Annotated in this window: 17 protein-coding genes and 1 riboswitch; of the genes, 2 read left to right on the top strand and 15 right to left on the bottom strand. The window is 38.0% G+C overall.

Annotated elements, in window-relative coordinates; translation table 11 throughout:
- Positions 1-94: 94 nt before the first annotated feature.
- On the top strand, positions 95-1,315 hold the full coding sequence (gene ylbJ, locus HORE_RS05335; RefSeq protein ID WP_012635956.1) for a sporulation integral membrane protein YlbJ: 1,221 nt from the start codon (positions 95-97) through the stop codon (positions 1,313-1,315).
- On the opposite strand, the gene coaD is transcribed toward ylbJ, so the two are convergent.
- The 6 genes from coaD to HORE_RS05305 all read right to left on the bottom strand — a co-directional run bounded on the left by coaD (position 1,303) and on the right by HORE_RS05305 (position 7,527).
- Positions 1,303-1,791: a pantetheine-phosphate adenylyltransferase gene (coaD, locus tag HORE_RS05330; RefSeq protein ID WP_012635955.1), complete on the bottom strand. Its 489-nt coding sequence runs from the start codon at positions 1,789-1,791 to the stop codon at positions 1,303-1,305. The two genes, ylbJ and coaD, sit on opposite strands and share 13 nt — an antisense overlap.
- A 9-nt stretch (positions 1,792-1,800) precedes the next feature.
- Positions 1,801-2,337: a 16S rRNA (guanine(966)-N(2))-methyltransferase RsmD gene (gene rsmD / locus HORE_RS05325; protein WP_012635954.1), complete on the bottom strand. Its 537-nt coding sequence runs from the start codon at positions 2,335-2,337 to the stop codon at positions 1,801-1,803.
- Between the two features lie 249 nt (positions 2,338-2,586).
- Positions 2,587-4,638 carry an ATP-dependent DNA helicase RecG gene (gene recG, locus HORE_RS05320; RefSeq protein ID WP_012635953.1) on the bottom strand — a complete coding sequence of 684 codons (2,052 nt, stop codon included), beginning with the start codon at positions 4,636-4,638 and terminating at the stop codon, positions 2,587-2,589.
- On the bottom strand, positions 4,616-5,515 hold the full coding sequence (locus tag HORE_RS05315; RefSeq protein WP_012635952.1) for a DegV family protein: 900 nt from the start codon (positions 5,513-5,515) through the stop codon (positions 4,616-4,618). Before HORE_RS05315 ends, recG begins: the two co-directional genes overlap by 23 nt.
- Positions 5,516-5,525: 10 nt before the next feature.
- Positions 5,526-7,175, bottom strand: coding sequence for a DAK2 domain-containing protein (locus HORE_RS05310; protein WP_012635951.1), 1,650 nt, complete (start codon positions 7,173-7,175; stop codon positions 5,526-5,528).
- Complete coding sequence (locus HORE_RS05305) at positions 7,165-7,527, bottom strand: Asp23/Gls24 family envelope stress response protein (RefSeq protein ID WP_012635950.1); 363 nt, start codon at positions 7,525-7,527, stop codon at positions 7,165-7,167. Before HORE_RS05305 ends, HORE_RS05310 begins: the two co-directional genes overlap by 11 nt.
- A gap of 267 nt (positions 7,528-7,794) precedes the next feature.
- On the opposite strand from HORE_RS05305, the gene rpmB reads away from it, so the two are divergent.
- Positions 7,795-8,025 carry a 50S ribosomal protein L28 gene (gene rpmB, locus HORE_RS05300; RefSeq protein ID WP_012635949.1) on the top strand — a complete coding sequence of 77 codons (231 nt, stop codon included), beginning with the start codon at positions 7,795-7,797 and terminating at the stop codon, positions 8,023-8,025.
- A gap of 179 nt (positions 8,026-8,204) precedes the next feature.
- On the opposite strand, the gene HORE_RS05295 is transcribed toward rpmB, so the two are convergent.
- From HORE_RS05295 to ribE, 9 genes are all read right to left on the bottom strand, one after another.
- Positions 8,205-9,428 (bottom strand): NAD(P)-dependent malic enzyme, encoded by a 1,224-nt coding sequence (locus HORE_RS05295; protein WP_012635948.1) that lies wholly within the window; start codon positions 9,426-9,428, stop codon positions 8,205-8,207.
- Positions 9,429-9,443: 15 nt separating this feature from the next.
- Positions 9,444-9,992 (bottom strand): Fe-S-containing hydro-lyase, encoded by a 549-nt coding sequence (locus tag HORE_RS05290; RefSeq protein ID WP_012635947.1) that lies wholly within the window; start codon positions 9,990-9,992, stop codon positions 9,444-9,446.
- A 24-nt stretch (positions 9,993-10,016) separates the two neighbouring features.
- The gene (locus HORE_RS05285; protein WP_012635946.1) at positions 10,017-10,856 is read right to left on the bottom strand and encodes a fumarate hydratase; all 840 of its coding nucleotides are present in this window, start codon (positions 10,854-10,856) and stop codon (positions 10,017-10,019) included.
- A gap of 263 nt (positions 10,857-11,119) precedes the next feature.
- Positions 11,120-11,329 (bottom strand): hypothetical protein, encoded by a 210-nt coding sequence (locus HORE_RS05280; protein ID WP_041605899.1) that lies wholly within the window; start codon positions 11,327-11,329, stop codon positions 11,120-11,122.
- A 49-nt stretch (positions 11,330-11,378) separates the two neighbouring features.
- Positions 11,379-12,026 carry a thiamine diphosphokinase gene (locus HORE_RS05275; RefSeq protein WP_012635945.1) on the bottom strand — a complete coding sequence of 216 codons (648 nt, stop codon included), beginning with the start codon at positions 12,024-12,026 and terminating at the stop codon, positions 11,379-11,381.
- Between the two features lie 11 nt (positions 12,027-12,037).
- The gene (gene thiT, locus HORE_RS05270) at positions 12,038-12,583 is read right to left on the bottom strand and encodes an energy-coupled thiamine transporter ThiT (protein ID WP_012635944.1); all 546 of its coding nucleotides are present in this window, start codon (positions 12,581-12,583) and stop codon (positions 12,038-12,040) included.
- 62 nt (positions 12,584-12,645) lie between these two features.
- Positions 12,646-12,755: riboswitch (TPP riboswitch) on the bottom strand.
- A gap of 138 nt (positions 12,756-12,893) precedes the next feature.
- Positions 12,894-13,361 carry a 6,7-dimethyl-8-ribityllumazine synthase gene (gene ribH, locus HORE_RS05265; RefSeq protein ID WP_012635943.1) on the bottom strand — a complete coding sequence of 156 codons (468 nt, stop codon included), beginning with the start codon at positions 13,359-13,361 and terminating at the stop codon, positions 12,894-12,896.
- On the bottom strand, positions 13,354-14,568 hold the full coding sequence (locus HORE_RS05260; RefSeq protein WP_012635942.1) for a bifunctional 3,4-dihydroxy-2-butanone-4-phosphate synthase/GTP cyclohydrolase II: 1,215 nt from the start codon (positions 14,566-14,568) through the stop codon (positions 13,354-13,356). The genes ribH and HORE_RS05260 overlap by 8 nt, the downstream gene beginning before the upstream one ends.
- Before the next feature lie 13 nt (positions 14,569-14,581).
- Entirely contained in the window at positions 14,582-15,229 is a 648-nt protein-coding gene (gene ribE, locus HORE_RS05255; RefSeq protein WP_012635941.1) for a riboflavin synthase, read from the bottom strand.
- Between the last annotated feature and the right edge of the window lie 2 nt (positions 15,230-15,231).

Here is a 15,231-nt window from a genome sequence, read left to right as displayed (position 1 = left end):
TTGGTTTATTGTATCTTTCCTGGAAATAAATAGTTATATTATGTTATTTTTTAAAATAAAAATTAATTATAGCAGTATCAAAGGAGGTCTAAAAATGCATTCTTATAACCATGATAAAAAAATAGTTATAACAGCTATAATTGCAGTTATAACTACTATCCTAATTATTATTTTTTCAGAAAATGCCTTTAATGCAGCTTTGGAAGGGTTAGAAGTCTGGTGGGAAGTCGTATTTCCTTCCCTGTTACCCTTTTTTATAATTGCCGAAATATTAATGGGACTGGGTGTGGTCCACTTTATGGGAGCACTGATGGAACCACTTATGAGACCATTATTTAAAGTACCAGGGGTAGGGGCCTTTGCCATGGCAATGGGGCTGGCTTCCGGTTACCCCATCGGTGCTAAAATAACTGCAGCCTTAAGACGTAAAAAATTATGCACCAAAACTGAAGCAGAAAGGTTAGTTTCCTTTACCAACACCGCTGACCCTCTATTTATGATTGGAGCTGTAGCAGTAGGTATGTTTCACCGGGCAGACCTGGGAATAATTATTGCCGGAGCCCATTATATATCCAGTCTGATTATTGGTTTTATAATGAGATTTTATCGGGGAAGAGAACAAAGAAAAAATAAAACAGAAAAAAAACGAAAGAAAAACATATTTATTTATGCCCTTGAAGAACTAATTGAAGCCCGTAAAAATGACGGAAGACCCCTGGGAGAGCTGGTTGGTGATGCCGTAAAGGAATCAGTAAACACCCTCCTTTTAATCGGTGGATTTATAATCCTTTTTTCAGTTATAACAGAGATTATAATTGTAACCGGCTTAATAACAGTCTTATCAAACATTATATCCTTTATTCTCCATCCCCTGGGTCTATCTTCAGAAATGGTCTTACCGATGATAAGTGGCTTTTTTGAGATAACCAATGGAAGTAATCTGGCCAGTCTGACACAAAGTCCCATGTTACACAAAATGATTGTAGTAAATGCCATAATTGCCTGGAGTGGCCTATCAGTCCACGCGCAGGTAGCAACTATGGTCCATGGTACTGATATTAATCTAAAACCATATTTTTTGGCGAGAATTTTACAGAGTGTTATCGCCGGTGCTGTTACTATATTCCTCTTTAAACCCTTTATTACAGAAACAGAACCAACCATGTTAACTGTAGTTAACAACCTTGTGCCACAAAATGGTGTTATTATTAGCTTTGGTTTTATAGTTTTAATTTTAATGATAAGTTTTATGTTATCAATGATTTTGTATTTACTACAGCGTATAGAGGTCATATTCTTCCACTACCGTGAATAATTATATTTTTCTACCAGGGCTTTAGCAACAACGTCAGGAACCATTCCTTTAACATTTCCATTAAACTGGGCCACTTCTTTGACAACACTCGAACTTAAAAAAGCATATTTTGTATCTGTCATAAAAAAGACTGTTTCAATGTCACTATCCAGTTGTTTATTCATCGAAGCCATCTGAAACTCTCCTTCAAAATCGGAAACAGCCCTTAACCCTCTGATTACAGCCCTGGCTTTTTTTGACCTGGCATATTCAACCAACAAACCATTAAAACAATCGACCTGAACCCTGTCTATTTCTTTAGTAACTTCCTTTAATAACTTTACTCTCTCATCCATTGAAAATAAAGGATTTTTCCGGGGATTTCTAAAAACAGCGACAATAACCTCATCAAATATCTGGGCTGCCCTTTTTATAATATCTAAATGTCCATATGTTACTGGATCAAAACTACCTGGATAAACAACCCTGTTTAACATATATACCACCTACTTTTTTAGAATTGTTATTCCACTTTTACCATATTCCCTGTTTGTTATTAAGTCCAGTTCTTCCGGTGTAATTATTTCTTCTCCGGGATGGTGTTCTATAACAATTAACCCCTGCTCTCTTATTATCCGACCTGCAACAATCAAACCAACCGCTTTATTTGCCAGTTTCTTATGGTAAGGAGGGTCCATAAATATTACATCAAAATCAGAACCGGTTTCCCGAAGATAAGTAAATACATCTTTTTTAACTACATCAGCCAGCTCTTCAAAACCACAAAGCTTTATATTATCATTTATAACATTAACATTACGATAATTTTTTTCTACAAAAACAGCAGAATTAGCGCCACGGCTTAAGGCCTCCAGGCCCAGACTACCAAACCCGGCAAAGAGATCAAGGACATCTGTTTCAATAACCGACTGTCCCAGGATATTGAATAAAGCCTCCTTCACCCTATCAGTAGTGGGTCGGGTTCCCGAACCCCTGATGCTTTTTAATCTTCTTCCCCTGGCAATCCCTGAAATAATTCTCACTAATATTCCTCCTTGGTAATTACCCTTCCTGAATACCTATTTTTTCCTTGTAAATAAATTATTATTAGATGTATATTTAAGGTGTTTTGGAGTCATAATAATATTAGTTCCGGTAGGGAGGTGGGGAAAGACGAGTTGTATACCAGAAGTCCTCCCCATTAAAACTCTTCCTCCAATTTCTCCTCTCCCAAATTAGGAGTTGGCACAGCGCCAACTCCTAATTTTTTATCATATTATTATCTTTCAGGTTTAAATCTTTAAATCAAGTTCATCTATCCTCTCTTTAAGGTTTCTATATTTATCCTGCCAGTCCCGGGTAGAGTAAATAATATTAAAAGCCTCTTGCCGGGCCAGTTGTAAAAGTTTTTTATCTTTAATAAGACTGGCTACTTTTAAATCAGGTATACCATGTTGTCTGGTCCCAAAAAACTCACCTGGACCCCTGATTTTTAAATCTTCATCTGCAATCTCAAAGCCATCATTAAGGCTGGTCATAACTTTAAGCCTTCTTTTCCCTTCTTCAGTCGTAGGGTTACCGATAAGTATACAGTAAGATTGATACTTGCCTCTCCCAACTCTTCCCCTCAACTGGTGGAGCTGAGCCAAGCCAAAACGGTCGGCGTTTTCAATAATCATTATAGTAGCATTGGGAACATCAACCCCTACTTCAACAACTGTAGTAGAAACCAGAACATCTATTACCCCCTGTCGAAAGTCCTCCATAACCTGCTTTTTTTCTTCCGGGGGAAGTTTCCCATGAAGCAGACCAACATTATAACCCTTAAGATATTTATCTTCAAGTTTTTCCTTTATTTCCAACGCTGAAACTACTTCAAGCTCTTCAGAGGGTTCAATCACAGGACAGACCACATAAGCCTGCCGACCCTCTTCTAACTTTTCTTTAACAAAGGAATAAATCCGTTTCCTGGAATTTTGTGTTCTCCAGGTTGTAATTACAGGACTCCTTCCGGGAGGCAGCTCATCTATTATAGAAAGGTCGAGGTCACCATATATTGTTAAAGCCATAGTTCTCGGGATAGGGGTAGCTGTCATTACAAGAACATCAGGGTTATCCCCTTTCTTCTCAAGTTTGAATCGTTGTTCCACCCCAAAGCGATGCTGCTCATCAATTACAACCAGACCTAAACTGAAATAATTAATCCTTTCCTGAAAAAGCGTATGTGTGCCTACTATAAGATCAATTTTCTTTTCTTCAATACCCCGTTCAATATTCTCACGCTGTGAACCGGTTATACCTCCAACCAGAAGGGCGGTTCTGTATCCTAATGGCTCTAAAAGGTCCTTAAGTTTAAGGTAATGCTGTTCAGCCAGTATTTCAGTTGGAGCCATAAAAACACCCTGGTAACCATTGGCCATCGTTTCAATTAAGGCCAGGGCTGCTATTATAGTCTTACCGGAACCGACATCTCCCTGGAGTAACCTCTGCATAGGGGTGGGTTTTTCCATATCGGCTTTTATTTCTCTCCAGACTCTTTTTTGGGCTGCAGTTAACCTGAAGGGAAGTAATTTTAAAAATTTTTTTATTACCTCCCCCTCATCTTTATGGTTGATTCCCCTGCTCTCAATAATGCCCTTCTTTCGTTTTAAAACAAGGAGCTGTAAAAAAAACAACTCCTCAAAGGCAAGTCGCCTTCTGGAGTATATATAATGTTCCCGGTTTTCAGGAAAATGTAAACCCCAGATACTCCTGGAAATGTCGGGAAATTTATATTTTTTTCTTATAAAACCAGGTAAATAATCGGTCAAATGATGGGCATAATCATTAAGGGCGTTATAAATTATAGTCCTTAATCTCTTCTGAGTGACACCTGAAGTTAAGGGGTAAATAGGTACAATTCTTCCGGTATGAATACTGTCTCCTTTATCAACTTTTTCAAAAACTGGATTACTTATTTCTTTTTTTCTAAATCTAAAACTTTTTTCATTAAGTTTACCACTAAAAATATAGGTCTGGCCCTTTTTTAGCTGTTTTTTTATGTAATTCTGGTTAAACCAGACTCCATTAAGAACATCACTACCATCAGTAATGGTGGCTTTTAAAATTGAAAGCCCCTTCCTGATTTTATTTTCCTCAATTTTGATAATTTCCCCCTGTACTGTAACCTCATAACCTGGTCTTATATATTTAATGGGAGTAAACTGGCTTCGGTCCTGGTAAGTCCTGGGAAAGTAGTACAGGAGGTCTTTGACAGTATTAATATTTAATTTTTTTAATACCTCTGCATACCGTGGTCCAACTCCCCTGACGAACTGGACACTACTGGGCATTTTCTCCTTCATAATTTAATATATCCCCTTTAATTAAAACAATCCCGTAAACTGAAGGACCAGCATGACAACCTATAATAGAGCTAATCCATCCAGTATCTATCTGATATAAGTCAGCTCTTTCTTTAATATATTTTTGATTGGTTAAATTTTTATTTAACTTGTTAAAGGAATCCTTGTCAGCCCCATGAACCAGACCAATCCAGGCGTATTTTTCATTTTTTAAAGAATCTAAAGCCCGACTGACCAGTTTTTTAATAATACGCTTACTCCCCCTGACCTTTTCCAGAGGAATTATTTCTCCATCAGTCCCCGGTATAGCCAGAAGAGGATAAACATTAAGGATAGAACCAATAAATGCCTGGGCTTTGCCTATACGTCCACCCTTTTCCAGATATGATAAATCATTAACAGTAAAATAAATATCAACATGCTCCCGGGCTTTTTTAACCATGTCCACTATTTCTTTAAAACTGAATCCAGCTTCAATAAGTTTGGCTGCCAGTAGTGCCTGATAACCGAGTCCAAGGCTAATTGATTTAGAATCAATAACTTCAATTTTAATACCATCAACCTGCTGGGAAGCAATCCGGGCTGATTCAACCGTACCACTGAACTTGGAAGAAAGGTGTATGGAGATAATGGCGTCATACTCTTCAGCCATCTTTTTATACTTGTCCACAAACAACCCAATGGAAGGCTGGGACGTAGTTGATATTATTTCAGTATTTTCCAGCCTTTCAAAGAATTGAGCAGGGGTAATTTCATAACGTTCTTTAAAAATCTCTTCACCAAAATGTATTGTAAGCGGGATCATCTCTATATTGTGCTGTTTTAATATATCTTCACTGAGGTCACATGTGCTGTCAGTTAGTATTCCTACTTTCACAATTACACCCCTATTCTACTGATATGATATACGGATACAGTGGTTGCCCTCCTCTGTATAGCTCTATATCTTCAAAATTAAATTCTTCTTCCAGGGTATCAACCAGGTCACCGGCTTCATCCTCGTTAATTTCCTCTCCATAGAAAATTGTAATAAATTCATCACCACTACATACTTTTTTAAGAAGTTCAACAATCACGTCCTGATATTCCTTACCAACTGCTTCTATTTGACCATTTTCAAGACCTATTACATCACCGGTTGAAATATTATGACCATTTACTTTTGATGATTTTACAGCTCTGGTAATTTCGAGGGTGGTAACATTTTCTGTTTCCATTTCCATAGCTTCTTTTAACTCATCTAAATCAGCCTCATCATTAAAAACCATCATACTGCTAACAGCCTGAGGTATGGTTTTCGTCGGAATCACAACCACATCTTTATCACTTAAAGAAGCTGCCTGTTCTGCGGCTGAAATTATATTTTTGTTGTTGGGTAGGATTATTATCTCTGAAGAATTCAAGTTATTAATTGCTTCCAGAAAATCATTGGTGCTGGGATTCATAGACTGGCCACCGTCAATAACAACATCTATTCCCAGATCTTTAAATATTTCCTTAATACCATCACCCTTACCAACAGCAATAATGCCCTTCTTTTTAGCTGGCATGAATTCCTGCCTTTGCTGTTCTTCAGTCTGGCGAACTTTCTCGGCACTCTGGATTTTCATATTATCTATATTAATATCAATGAGGGAGCCCAGTTTTAAACCATACTCTAAAATAATTCCCGGATGGTTGGTATGAATATGGATTTTTACGGTTCTATCTGAACCAACCACCATCAGGGAATCACCGTAATGTTGTAAGTCATTCCTTATTTCTTCTATTGATTTTGTAGTATCTTTTTGAAGGTTAATTAAAGCCTGGGTACAATAGGCATATTTTATGTCTTCAGCAATTTGTTGTTCTTTTTTTGAAGGCTTTACAACCTCCAGGTCTCCCTGGGGGACATACTCTGAGTTTAACCCTTTAAGAAGTCCTTCTAGGATAATTAAATAACCCTGTCCTCCGGCGTCTACTACCCCGGCCTCTTTTAGAATCGGCAACTGTTCAGGGGTTTTATTTAAAGCATCACGGGCAGCAGCAACCGTGTTTTCCATAATACCGTTAATATCGAGATTATTTTCAAGGGCTAATTCAGCACCTTCAGCTGCCTTTCTGGAAACAGTCAAAATAGTACCTTCAACAGGTTTTAAAACACCCTGATAGGCAACATCTGAGGCTTTCCTCAGGGCTTTCACCAGATGGGTTGCTGTCAAGCTGCTATTGGCCTCATTGGCCTGGGAAAACCCCCTCAATAGCTGAGATAAAATTACACCTGAATTGCCCCGGGCTCCCATTAAGGCTCCTTTGGCCATAGCAGAAGTAATTTCAGAAACATTATTTGTCTCTATCTTTTTTACTTCTTTAATTGCCTCCAGAAAAGTTAGATACATATTGGTACCGGTATCACCATCAGGCACCGGGAATACATTGAGGGAATCTATAAAGGATTGCTGTTCTTTTAACCAGGCCAGTGCTGTGTACAACATTTCTCTAAATTTTTTTCCGTCTACATTACTTAATGAACCGTGGGAAATCTCATTAACCGGCATTGCCAACTCTCACTTCCTGTACATTGATATCAATTTTTTCCACATTTATTCCTATTTTATCCTCTAATGTATACTTTACCCGCTCCATAATATTATGGGCTACTTCATGTATATTGGTTCCATATTCAACAATAATATTTAATTCCAAACTTACTTTATCATCTTCAATGTCAACAGCAACACCTTTACTGAGATTATCCCAGCCCAGTAAATCTGCCAGGCCATCCTGCACATTACGGCTTGACATACCAACCAAACCGTAACATTCCATGGCAGCAAGACCTGCTATTTTTGAAATCACTTCTCTGGCAATAGTAATTTTTCCTAACTCGTTAGTCCATTCCTTTTCCATTAATACCACCTCTCTTTTCTCATAATTATTCTACAATAATATAAAAGTTAATGCAACTGCTTTACTTATTATTTGAACCTTAATGAGTAAACATGTAATAAAAAATAAACTATAAAACGACTATAAATATTTTAAACTACTGTAATATTTAATTATAATATTTAATTTGCCCTTGCTAAATAAATATTAATTATGTTAAAATAATTTCTAGGTGTTTATACTTATATTAACCAGACACTGTAATGAAACAACCTAGGAGGTGGAAAAATGTCCAGGGTTTGTGAAATATGTGGTAAAGGAACTGTTAAAGCCAATAGAATTACCCGCCGTGGTAAAGCAAAAAAAGAAGGCGGTGTTGGGAAACACATTACTAAAACATCCAGACGGAGGCAAAAGCCCAACCTGGTTAAAGTTAAAGCTATTGTAGACGGCAGACCAAAGCGAATAAAAGTATGCACAAAGTGTTTAAAATCAGGGCGGGTTGAAAGAGCATATTAATTGTTCAGAGGAGGTTATTCATTATCACATGGAAAGATGAATAAGCCTCCTCTTTTTTTATTGACATCTTATCTTTAACCAGCGTCAATAACAGTTTCAAATCATCAAACAGGTCTCGATTCCTTCTTACAGGGGACTATCCCTAATTTTATTATTTGAAAATTAAATTAAACAAAATATTACAGTTCAGTTATCTTTTCAGTATGTCTTTTAACCTCCTCCGGGGAAATATTAATTCTGGCTACTCCGGTTTCCATAGCCACTTTAGCTACTGCTGCTGCCACTTCCGGGGCTACTCTGGAATCAAAGGGAGCCGGTATTATGTATTCCTTATTGAGTTCTTTTTCAGCCAGTCTGGCAATAGCATGGGCTGCTGCCAGTTTCATTTTATCATTTATATCTCTAGCCCTGACATCTAAAGCTCCTCTAAGAACCCCGGGAAATGCCAGTACATTATTTATCTGGTTGGCATAATCAGATCTTCCAGTAGCAATTATTTCAGCCCCGGCTTCTCTGGCCAGACCGGGATCTATCTCGGGTGTAGGATTGGCCAGAGCAAAAATAACCGGATCCCTGTCCATAAGTTTAACCATATCACCAGTAAGGATATTACCGACTGAAAGTCCTATAAATACATCTGCCCCATTAATTACTTTAGAAAGGGGCCCCTTTACTTTCCCTGGATTGGTTATTTCAGCAAGCTCTATTTTAGCATCATTCATATGCTCACTCCGGCCACTGTACAGGGCACCCAGTCTATCACACACAATAATTTCCCTGGCACCGGCTTCAAGTAAAAGTTTAGTAACAGCTGTTGCTGATGCCCCGGCCCCATTAACTACAATTTTAACTGAAGCTATATCTTTATTTACCAGTTTTAAAGCATTAATTAAACCTGCTAAGGTAACAATAGCAGTTCCATGCTGGTCATCGTGGAATATAGCCATATTTGTCTCTCTTTTTAAACGTTTTTCAATCTCAAAACATTCCGGAGCTGCAATATCTTCCAGATTGATACCCGCAAAAGTAGGTTCTAGAAGCTTTACAAAGTTCACAATATCATCTACATCTTTGCTTCCCACACACAGGGGAAAAGCATCAATACCGGCAAACTTCTTAAAAAGAACAGCCTTACCTTCCATCACCGGCAGGGCTGCCTCAGGCCCTATGTCACCTAACCCTAGTACTGCTGTTCCTGAAGATACAACAGCCACCAGATTCCCTTTAGCAGTATATTCATACTGAAGCTCTTTATTTTTAGCTATCTGACGACAGGGTTCGGCCACCCCGGGAGAATAAGCCAGGCTTAAATCATGTTGATCTTTTAAATCCACCTTACACTCTACTTTAATTTTACCGGTTTTCTGTTTATGCATATTTAATGCTTCCCGATATAAATCCATTTAGACCATCTCCTGTTATATTTTTTTATATTTTTTCCGTCCTATTTCATAAAGGTCATTACCATAAATATCATTAACAACAATCAGGGGTAAATTTTCAACCTCAAGCCTGCGAATGGCTTCAGGACCCAGGTCATCATAGGCAATAACTTCTGCATGTTTGATTGACTTTGAAATTAAAGCTGCTGCCCCACCTACCGCTGCAAAATAAACAGCCTTATTCTTAACCATTGACCTCTTTACTTCAGGTGATCTTGCCCCTTTGCCGATCATCCCCTTTAGCCCCTGTTCCATTAACAGTGGGGCATATGGATCCATTCTATAACCGGTAGTTGGTCCAGCAGAGCCAATGGGATTACCCGGCTTAGCCGGGGTAGGACCAACATAATATATTACCTCACCTTCAAGAGGTACTGGAAGTGGCTTTTTTTCCTTAATTAATTTTACCAACCTGGCATGGGCTGCATCACGGGCTGTATAAATAACACCTGAAAGACTGACCCGGTCACCAGATTTTAATTTTTTAATATCATCAATAGATAAAGGTGTCTTAATTTTTATCATGTTCATCCCCCACTTAAGTATATATTAAAGGATAATTTCTCTGTGCCGGGCTGCATGGCAGTTAATATTTATACCAACGGGTAAAGAGGCAATATGACATGGATACACTTCAACTTTCACAGAAAGAGCTGTTGTAACTCCACCCAGTCCCTGGGGACCGATTCCGAGTTTATTAATTTCATTTAAAAGGTCATTTTCTAGAGCAGCAACATCTTTATCAGGGTGGGAATCATCTAAAGGACGGAGTAATGCTTTTTTAGCCAGAAGGGCGGCTTTTTCAAAGGTCCCTCCGAGTCCTACCCCAACAATAATTGGAGGACATGGATTGGCTCCAGCGTCTTCAACAGTTTTTAATACAGTCTTTTTTATACCTTCAATTCCATCAGCAGGTTTCAACATTTTTACCGTGCTCATGTTCTCACTACCACCACCCTTGGGAGCAATAATAATTTTTAACCGATCCCCGGGTACAATTTCAGTATGGATAACAGCCGGTGTATTATCTCCAGTATTTACCCTGTTAAGGGGACTTTTTACAACTGATTTCCTTAAATAACCTTCCTGTGACCCCTGTCTAACCCCTTCATTAACAGCCCTGTAAATATCTCCATTAATGTGAACTTCATTTCCTATTTCAAGAAAAACAACGGTAAGACCAGTATCCTGACAGATAGGCATTTTTTCTTCACAGGCTATTTGAGCATTCTTTACTATCTGTTTTAAAATATCCCTGCCAATGGATGACTCTTCCTTTTCTTTATTATTTTTTAAAAACCTTAAAACATCTTCGGGAAGATAATAGTTGGCTTCTTTTATCATTTCCTTTACAACTTTAGTAATCTCTTCAGCCTCAATTGTCCTCATCCAACCACCCTTTTTAAATATATTTTAACAATATAAATCGTTCACGTGGTTACTATATGTTATATCATATGTTTTTTACGTATTTTTTAATATAGTTTATACTATATATCTTCAACAAATTATCCCTGTTCTCCTTCAAAGTATAATTTTTACTTTGGGCTAATTTATATAAGCTAATTTGAAAAATATATCCCCTTTTAGAGTTGAGTATGGGTAGTATAAAACTTTCCTGAAAAAAAGAAACAGCAGTTAATAACTGCTGTTTACTTAATGCACCTAATTGAATTATTCGATACCTTTCTTGTTCTATTGATTTTAATTAATTCATCTGCAGTACAGATTGTAATTATAGGTATTTTAATTCCTTTAAGAATAATAAAGTTACCATCAAACCCGGTAATTTGATATACTAAACCATAACTGGAATCTTTCTTTAAAACCAGATCCCCCAGTTTCAAACTTTTTAGTTCCATTACCCCCTCCCCTTTCCTCTACTTAAATAATATTTTAAAGGAAGGGGTTTTATTCTTCTGAAATAATATACATCAACAATCCTTTTTCCACTTTAACTGTTGCTTTATTTTCAACAATCTTATTACTTATTCCCCTGGTTTTATATCGATTCAAAATGGCATTTTTAAGGGGATACTTAAATCCCTTAAGGCTAACACCAGAAACCCTGTCGTCCAGGGGAAGTATTGAGAATCTGGCCCCCTGTTTATCTCTTATCAATAATCTGTCATTAATTAAGCCTATCTCCTCATCAGGTTCTTTAACAATGGCCTTAACACCATATCTATTGGCCATTTCCAGCAAAAATATGTTGGCAAGCTGCTGATCTACCCTGCCTCCCAGAGCTCCAATAAAATATACTATACCATAACCTTTCTCAATACAATAATTTAACGCCAATTCACCATCAGTTTCATCCTTCTCAACAGGGTATTTTCTTATAGTTACCCCCTGTTTTTTAAAAAAGTTGAGTTCACTCTCAGTCAGGGAATCAAAATCACCTATAACTAAATCAGGAATTACATTAATTTTTTTTAATAAAAGAGCCCCACCATCTGCCCCGATTACAAGGTCTATATCCCTGATATATTTTTGATAATCTTCTTTTTTTCCTGTCAGGAAGCCGTTTAAAGCAATCACAGCTTTCTTTTCACCCATTTTATCCTACCTCATATATTTTCATTATTATATAAAATCAACTTTCTGTATAAAGGGATAATTAAAACCATTGATAACAGGAGGGCCGGTATTAAATAAGTTCCATTGTATACTGTTGAATAAACCCATACATTTTGCCCTTCAGGGGCATACTGACTAAAGAAAAGAACCCCTGACAGGACATGGCAAAATAACCGTAAAAGCCCCCCCAGCAAGGAAGCACCGATAATTCTTATAAATGGAATTTTACTTCCTGTATTTTTAACCGGAATATAACCCGCAATCCCGACCAGCATATAGGCCAGTGGATAATCCAGAATTACCTGAAGAGGGTAGTAGATATGGGGATCTATGGCAAGTTGAACCAGGCCATAAACAAACCCGGTGATTAAACCCGGAGTTCCCCCCCATCTAAAAGCAATAATCAAAACCGGTAACATTTCCAGACTAATAGATCCTCCCTGAGGCATCCTCCATAATGGAATCAAATTAAAAACAGCACTCAGAGCCACAGCCATACCAGCTTCAACTATTAATCGTGTTCTGTTTTCTCTCATAAAAAAATCTCCTCCCTTTCTCTGGGTACACTACGGCTGGAGGAGATAGATAAACTGTAGACTACAGTTCATCTTATTTTCCCTACGCCGGAATTACCCGGGTCAGGTTCAATGGGTCGATGCTCTAGCATCCTCTCAGCCTCTCTCAGCCGAAGCTCCCCAAATTTTAATATTTTACTAGATAATATATTCTATTTAACTACCTGAAATTCCTCTAAAAACTTCTAATAATTTTTAGATTGTTCTCTTAGTTATTTTTAAAAATGATGTCAGAAGAATAAATTTCATGACTATATTTTAAAATTCTCTATTATTTAAAATTTTCCAGCAGGTTTACCATTTCAATCAGACTCAAGGCTGCATCATATCCTTTATTGCCAGCTTTTGTTCCCGCTCTGGCTATAGCCTGTTCTATAGTATCAGTTGTCAATACACCGAATATTACAGGAACCCCACAATCAAGACCAACCTTGGCCACACCCTTGGCTACTTCAGAGGAAACATACTCAAAGTGGGGGGTTTCGCCTCTAATAACAGCCCCGAGGCAGATAACACCGTCATAATTGCCCCTTAAAGCCATTTTTTTGGCAACCAGGGGTATCTCATAGGAACCCGGAACCCAGGCAATATCAATATCCTCATCGATAACACCATGGCGGCTTAATCCATCCAGGGCTCCATCAAGAAGTTTACTGGAAATAAATTCATTAAACCTGCTGACGACAATTCCAACCTTTATTCCTTCACCTAATAATTTTCCTTCAAAAGTCTTACCCATTATTTTTACCCCTTTCTTCTAAATTTAATAAATGACCCATTTTATCCCTTTTTATCTCAAGGTAATATTTATTGGTTTCATTGGGTTCAATTTCAATGGGAACCCTGTCTACAACCATAAGACCATACCCTTCCAGTCCGATAATCTTTCGTGGGTTATTGGTAAGAAGACGTATAGAGGTTAACCCCAGGTCTGCCAGAATCTGGGCTCCTATCCCGTAATCCCTCAGATCAGGAGGAAAGCCAAGGGCCAGATTGGCTTCAACAGTATCCATCCCCTTATCCTGTAAAGCATATGCCTTTATTTTGTTTAAAAGACCAATCCCTCTTCCCTCCTGTCTCATGTATAGCAAAACACCATGGCCTTCTTTATCAATCATTTTCAAAGCTGCGGCCAGCTGTTGACCACAATCACATCTTAAAGAGCCAAAGGTATCACCTGTTAAACATTCTGAGTGTACTCTTACCAGAACATTCTTTTTGCCAGCTACCTCACCTTTTACCAGGGCAATATGTTCCTGGTTACCAATGATAGACTTATAAACTTTTATTTTAAAATCACCAAACCTGGTTGGAAGTTGGGCTTCAGCCTCTTTTTTGACAAGTTTTTCTTTAGACTTACGATATTTTATTAAATCTTCAATTGTAACTATTTTAAGTCCATGCTTTTTAGAAAACTCCTCCAGATCAGGTAACCTGGCCATTGTACCATCTTCTTTTATAATCTCACAAATAACACCGGCTGGTTTCAGACCAGCCAGCCTGGCCAGATCTACTGCAGCTTCAGTATGTCCTGCCCTCCTTAAAACCCCGCCTGGCCTGGCGCGGAGGGGGAAAATATGACCGGGTCGCCTGAAATCTGTATGTTTACTATTATCGCTAACCAGTTCTTTAACAGTCAAAGCCCGTTCCCTGGCTGAGATTCCAGTTGTTGTATCCCGGTGGTCTACTGAAAGAGTAAACCCTGTTTCTTGGGGGTCGGTATTATTAACAACCATCATAGGTAAATCAAGTTCTCTAAGTCTTTCCTCTTCCATGGGAACACAGACCAGCCCGCGGGCAAACCTGATCATAAAATTAATACTTTCAGGAGTTACTTTTTCGGCAGCCATAACCAGATCTCCTTCATTTTCCCTGTCTTCATCATCAACTACTATAACCATTTTCCCCTGTTTAATATCTTCAATTGCTTCTTCAATTGTGTTCATTTAAAAACCCCCCTTATAGAAACCCATTCTGTCGTAGAAATTCCCTGTTGATACCTGTACCATTATTCAAAAAAACCTTTTCCAGGGTATTTACCACATATTTCCCAATTACATCAACTTCTATATTAACCTCATCTCCAACCTGAATATACTGAAAAATAGTCCCGTTCCAGGTTTCGGGAATAAGGGACACTTCTATTATTCCCTTATCAACCTCAACTATAGTTAAGCTGACTCCATTTAAAGCAATAGACCCCTTATCAACCATATATTTCTCAAGGTCCGGGGTTATCTTGACACCAACTACCCGGGCATTTCCAATGGGTTTAATATAAATTATATTTCCGGTACCATCTATATGCCCCTGAACCAGATGACCACCAAAAAAACCATCAGCTTTCATCGCCTGTTCCAGGTTAACTCTATCACCGTTTTTCAATAACCCAAGGTTAGTCTTTTCAAGAGTCTCCGGCATAACATCAGCCGTAAAAAAATTATGTGTACTTTTTACAACCGTAAGGCAGACTCCATTTACTGCAATACTATCTCCCCGGGATATACCATCAAGAACCTTATCGGCCTTGAAAGTCAGCTGGTATTTATTTGTTCCCCTTACTTTTCCTTCAAGGCTACCTATTTCCTGAATTATACCTGTAAACAAAA

Source organism: Halothermothrix orenii H 168, assembly GCF_000020485.1.
Lineage (GTDB): Bacteria > Bacillota > Halanaerobiia > Halanaerobiales > Halothermotrichaceae > Halothermothrix > Halothermothrix orenii.
The sequence above is the reverse complement of the archived record's forward strand: the minus strand, read 5'-3'. Positions and strand labels throughout refer to the sequence as shown.

Coding starts and splice junctions, on each gene's coding strand:
- thiT (WP_012635944.1), bottom strand. CDS start 12,583: ATGAGAGAAAACAGAACACGATTAATAGTTGAAGCTGGTATGGCTGTG.
- HORE_RS05305 (WP_012635950.1), bottom strand. CDS start 7,527: ATGGAAAAGGAATGGACTAACGAGTTAGGAAAAATTACTATTGCCAGA.
- HORE_RS05295 (WP_012635948.1), bottom strand. CDS start 9,428: ATGGATTTATATCGGGAAGCATTAAATATGCATAAACAGAAAACCGGT.
- HORE_RS05275 (WP_012635945.1), bottom strand. CDS start 12,026: ATGGGTGAAAAGAAAGCTGTGATTGCTTTAAACGGCTTCCTGACAGGA.
- coaD (WP_012635955.1), bottom strand. CDS start 1,791: ATGTTAAACAGGGTTGTTTATCCAGGTAGTTTTGATCCAGTAACATAT.
- HORE_RS05310 (WP_012635951.1), bottom strand. CDS start 7,175: ATGCCGGTTAATGAGATTTCCCACGGTTCATTAAGTAATGTAGACGGA.
- ylbJ (WP_012635956.1), top strand. CDS start 95: ATGCATTCTTATAACCATGATAAAAAAATAGTTATAACAGCTATAATT.
- ribH (WP_012635943.1), bottom strand. CDS start 13,361: ATGGGTAAGACTTTTGAAGGAAAATTATTAGGTGAAGGAATAAAGGTT.
- rpmB (WP_012635949.1), top strand. CDS start 7,795: ATGTCCAGGGTTTGTGAAATATGTGGTAAAGGAACTGTTAAAGCCAAT.
- recG (WP_012635953.1), bottom strand. CDS start 4,638: ATGAAGGAGAAAATGCCCAGTAGTGTCCAGTTCGTCAGGGGAGTTGGA.
- HORE_RS05285 (WP_012635946.1), bottom strand. CDS start 10,856: ATGAGGACAATTGAGGCTGAAGAGATTACTAAAGTTGTAAAGGAAATG.
- HORE_RS05260 (WP_012635942.1), bottom strand. CDS start 14,568: ATGAACACAATTGAAGAAGCAATTGAAGATATTAAACAGGGGAAAATG.
- HORE_RS05290 (WP_012635947.1), bottom strand. CDS start 9,992: ATGATAAAAATTAAGACACCTTTATCTATTGATGATATTAAAAAATTA.
- HORE_RS05280 (WP_041605899.1), bottom strand. CDS start 11,329: ATGGAACTAAAAAGTTTGAAACTGGGGGATCTGGTTTTAAAGAAAGAT.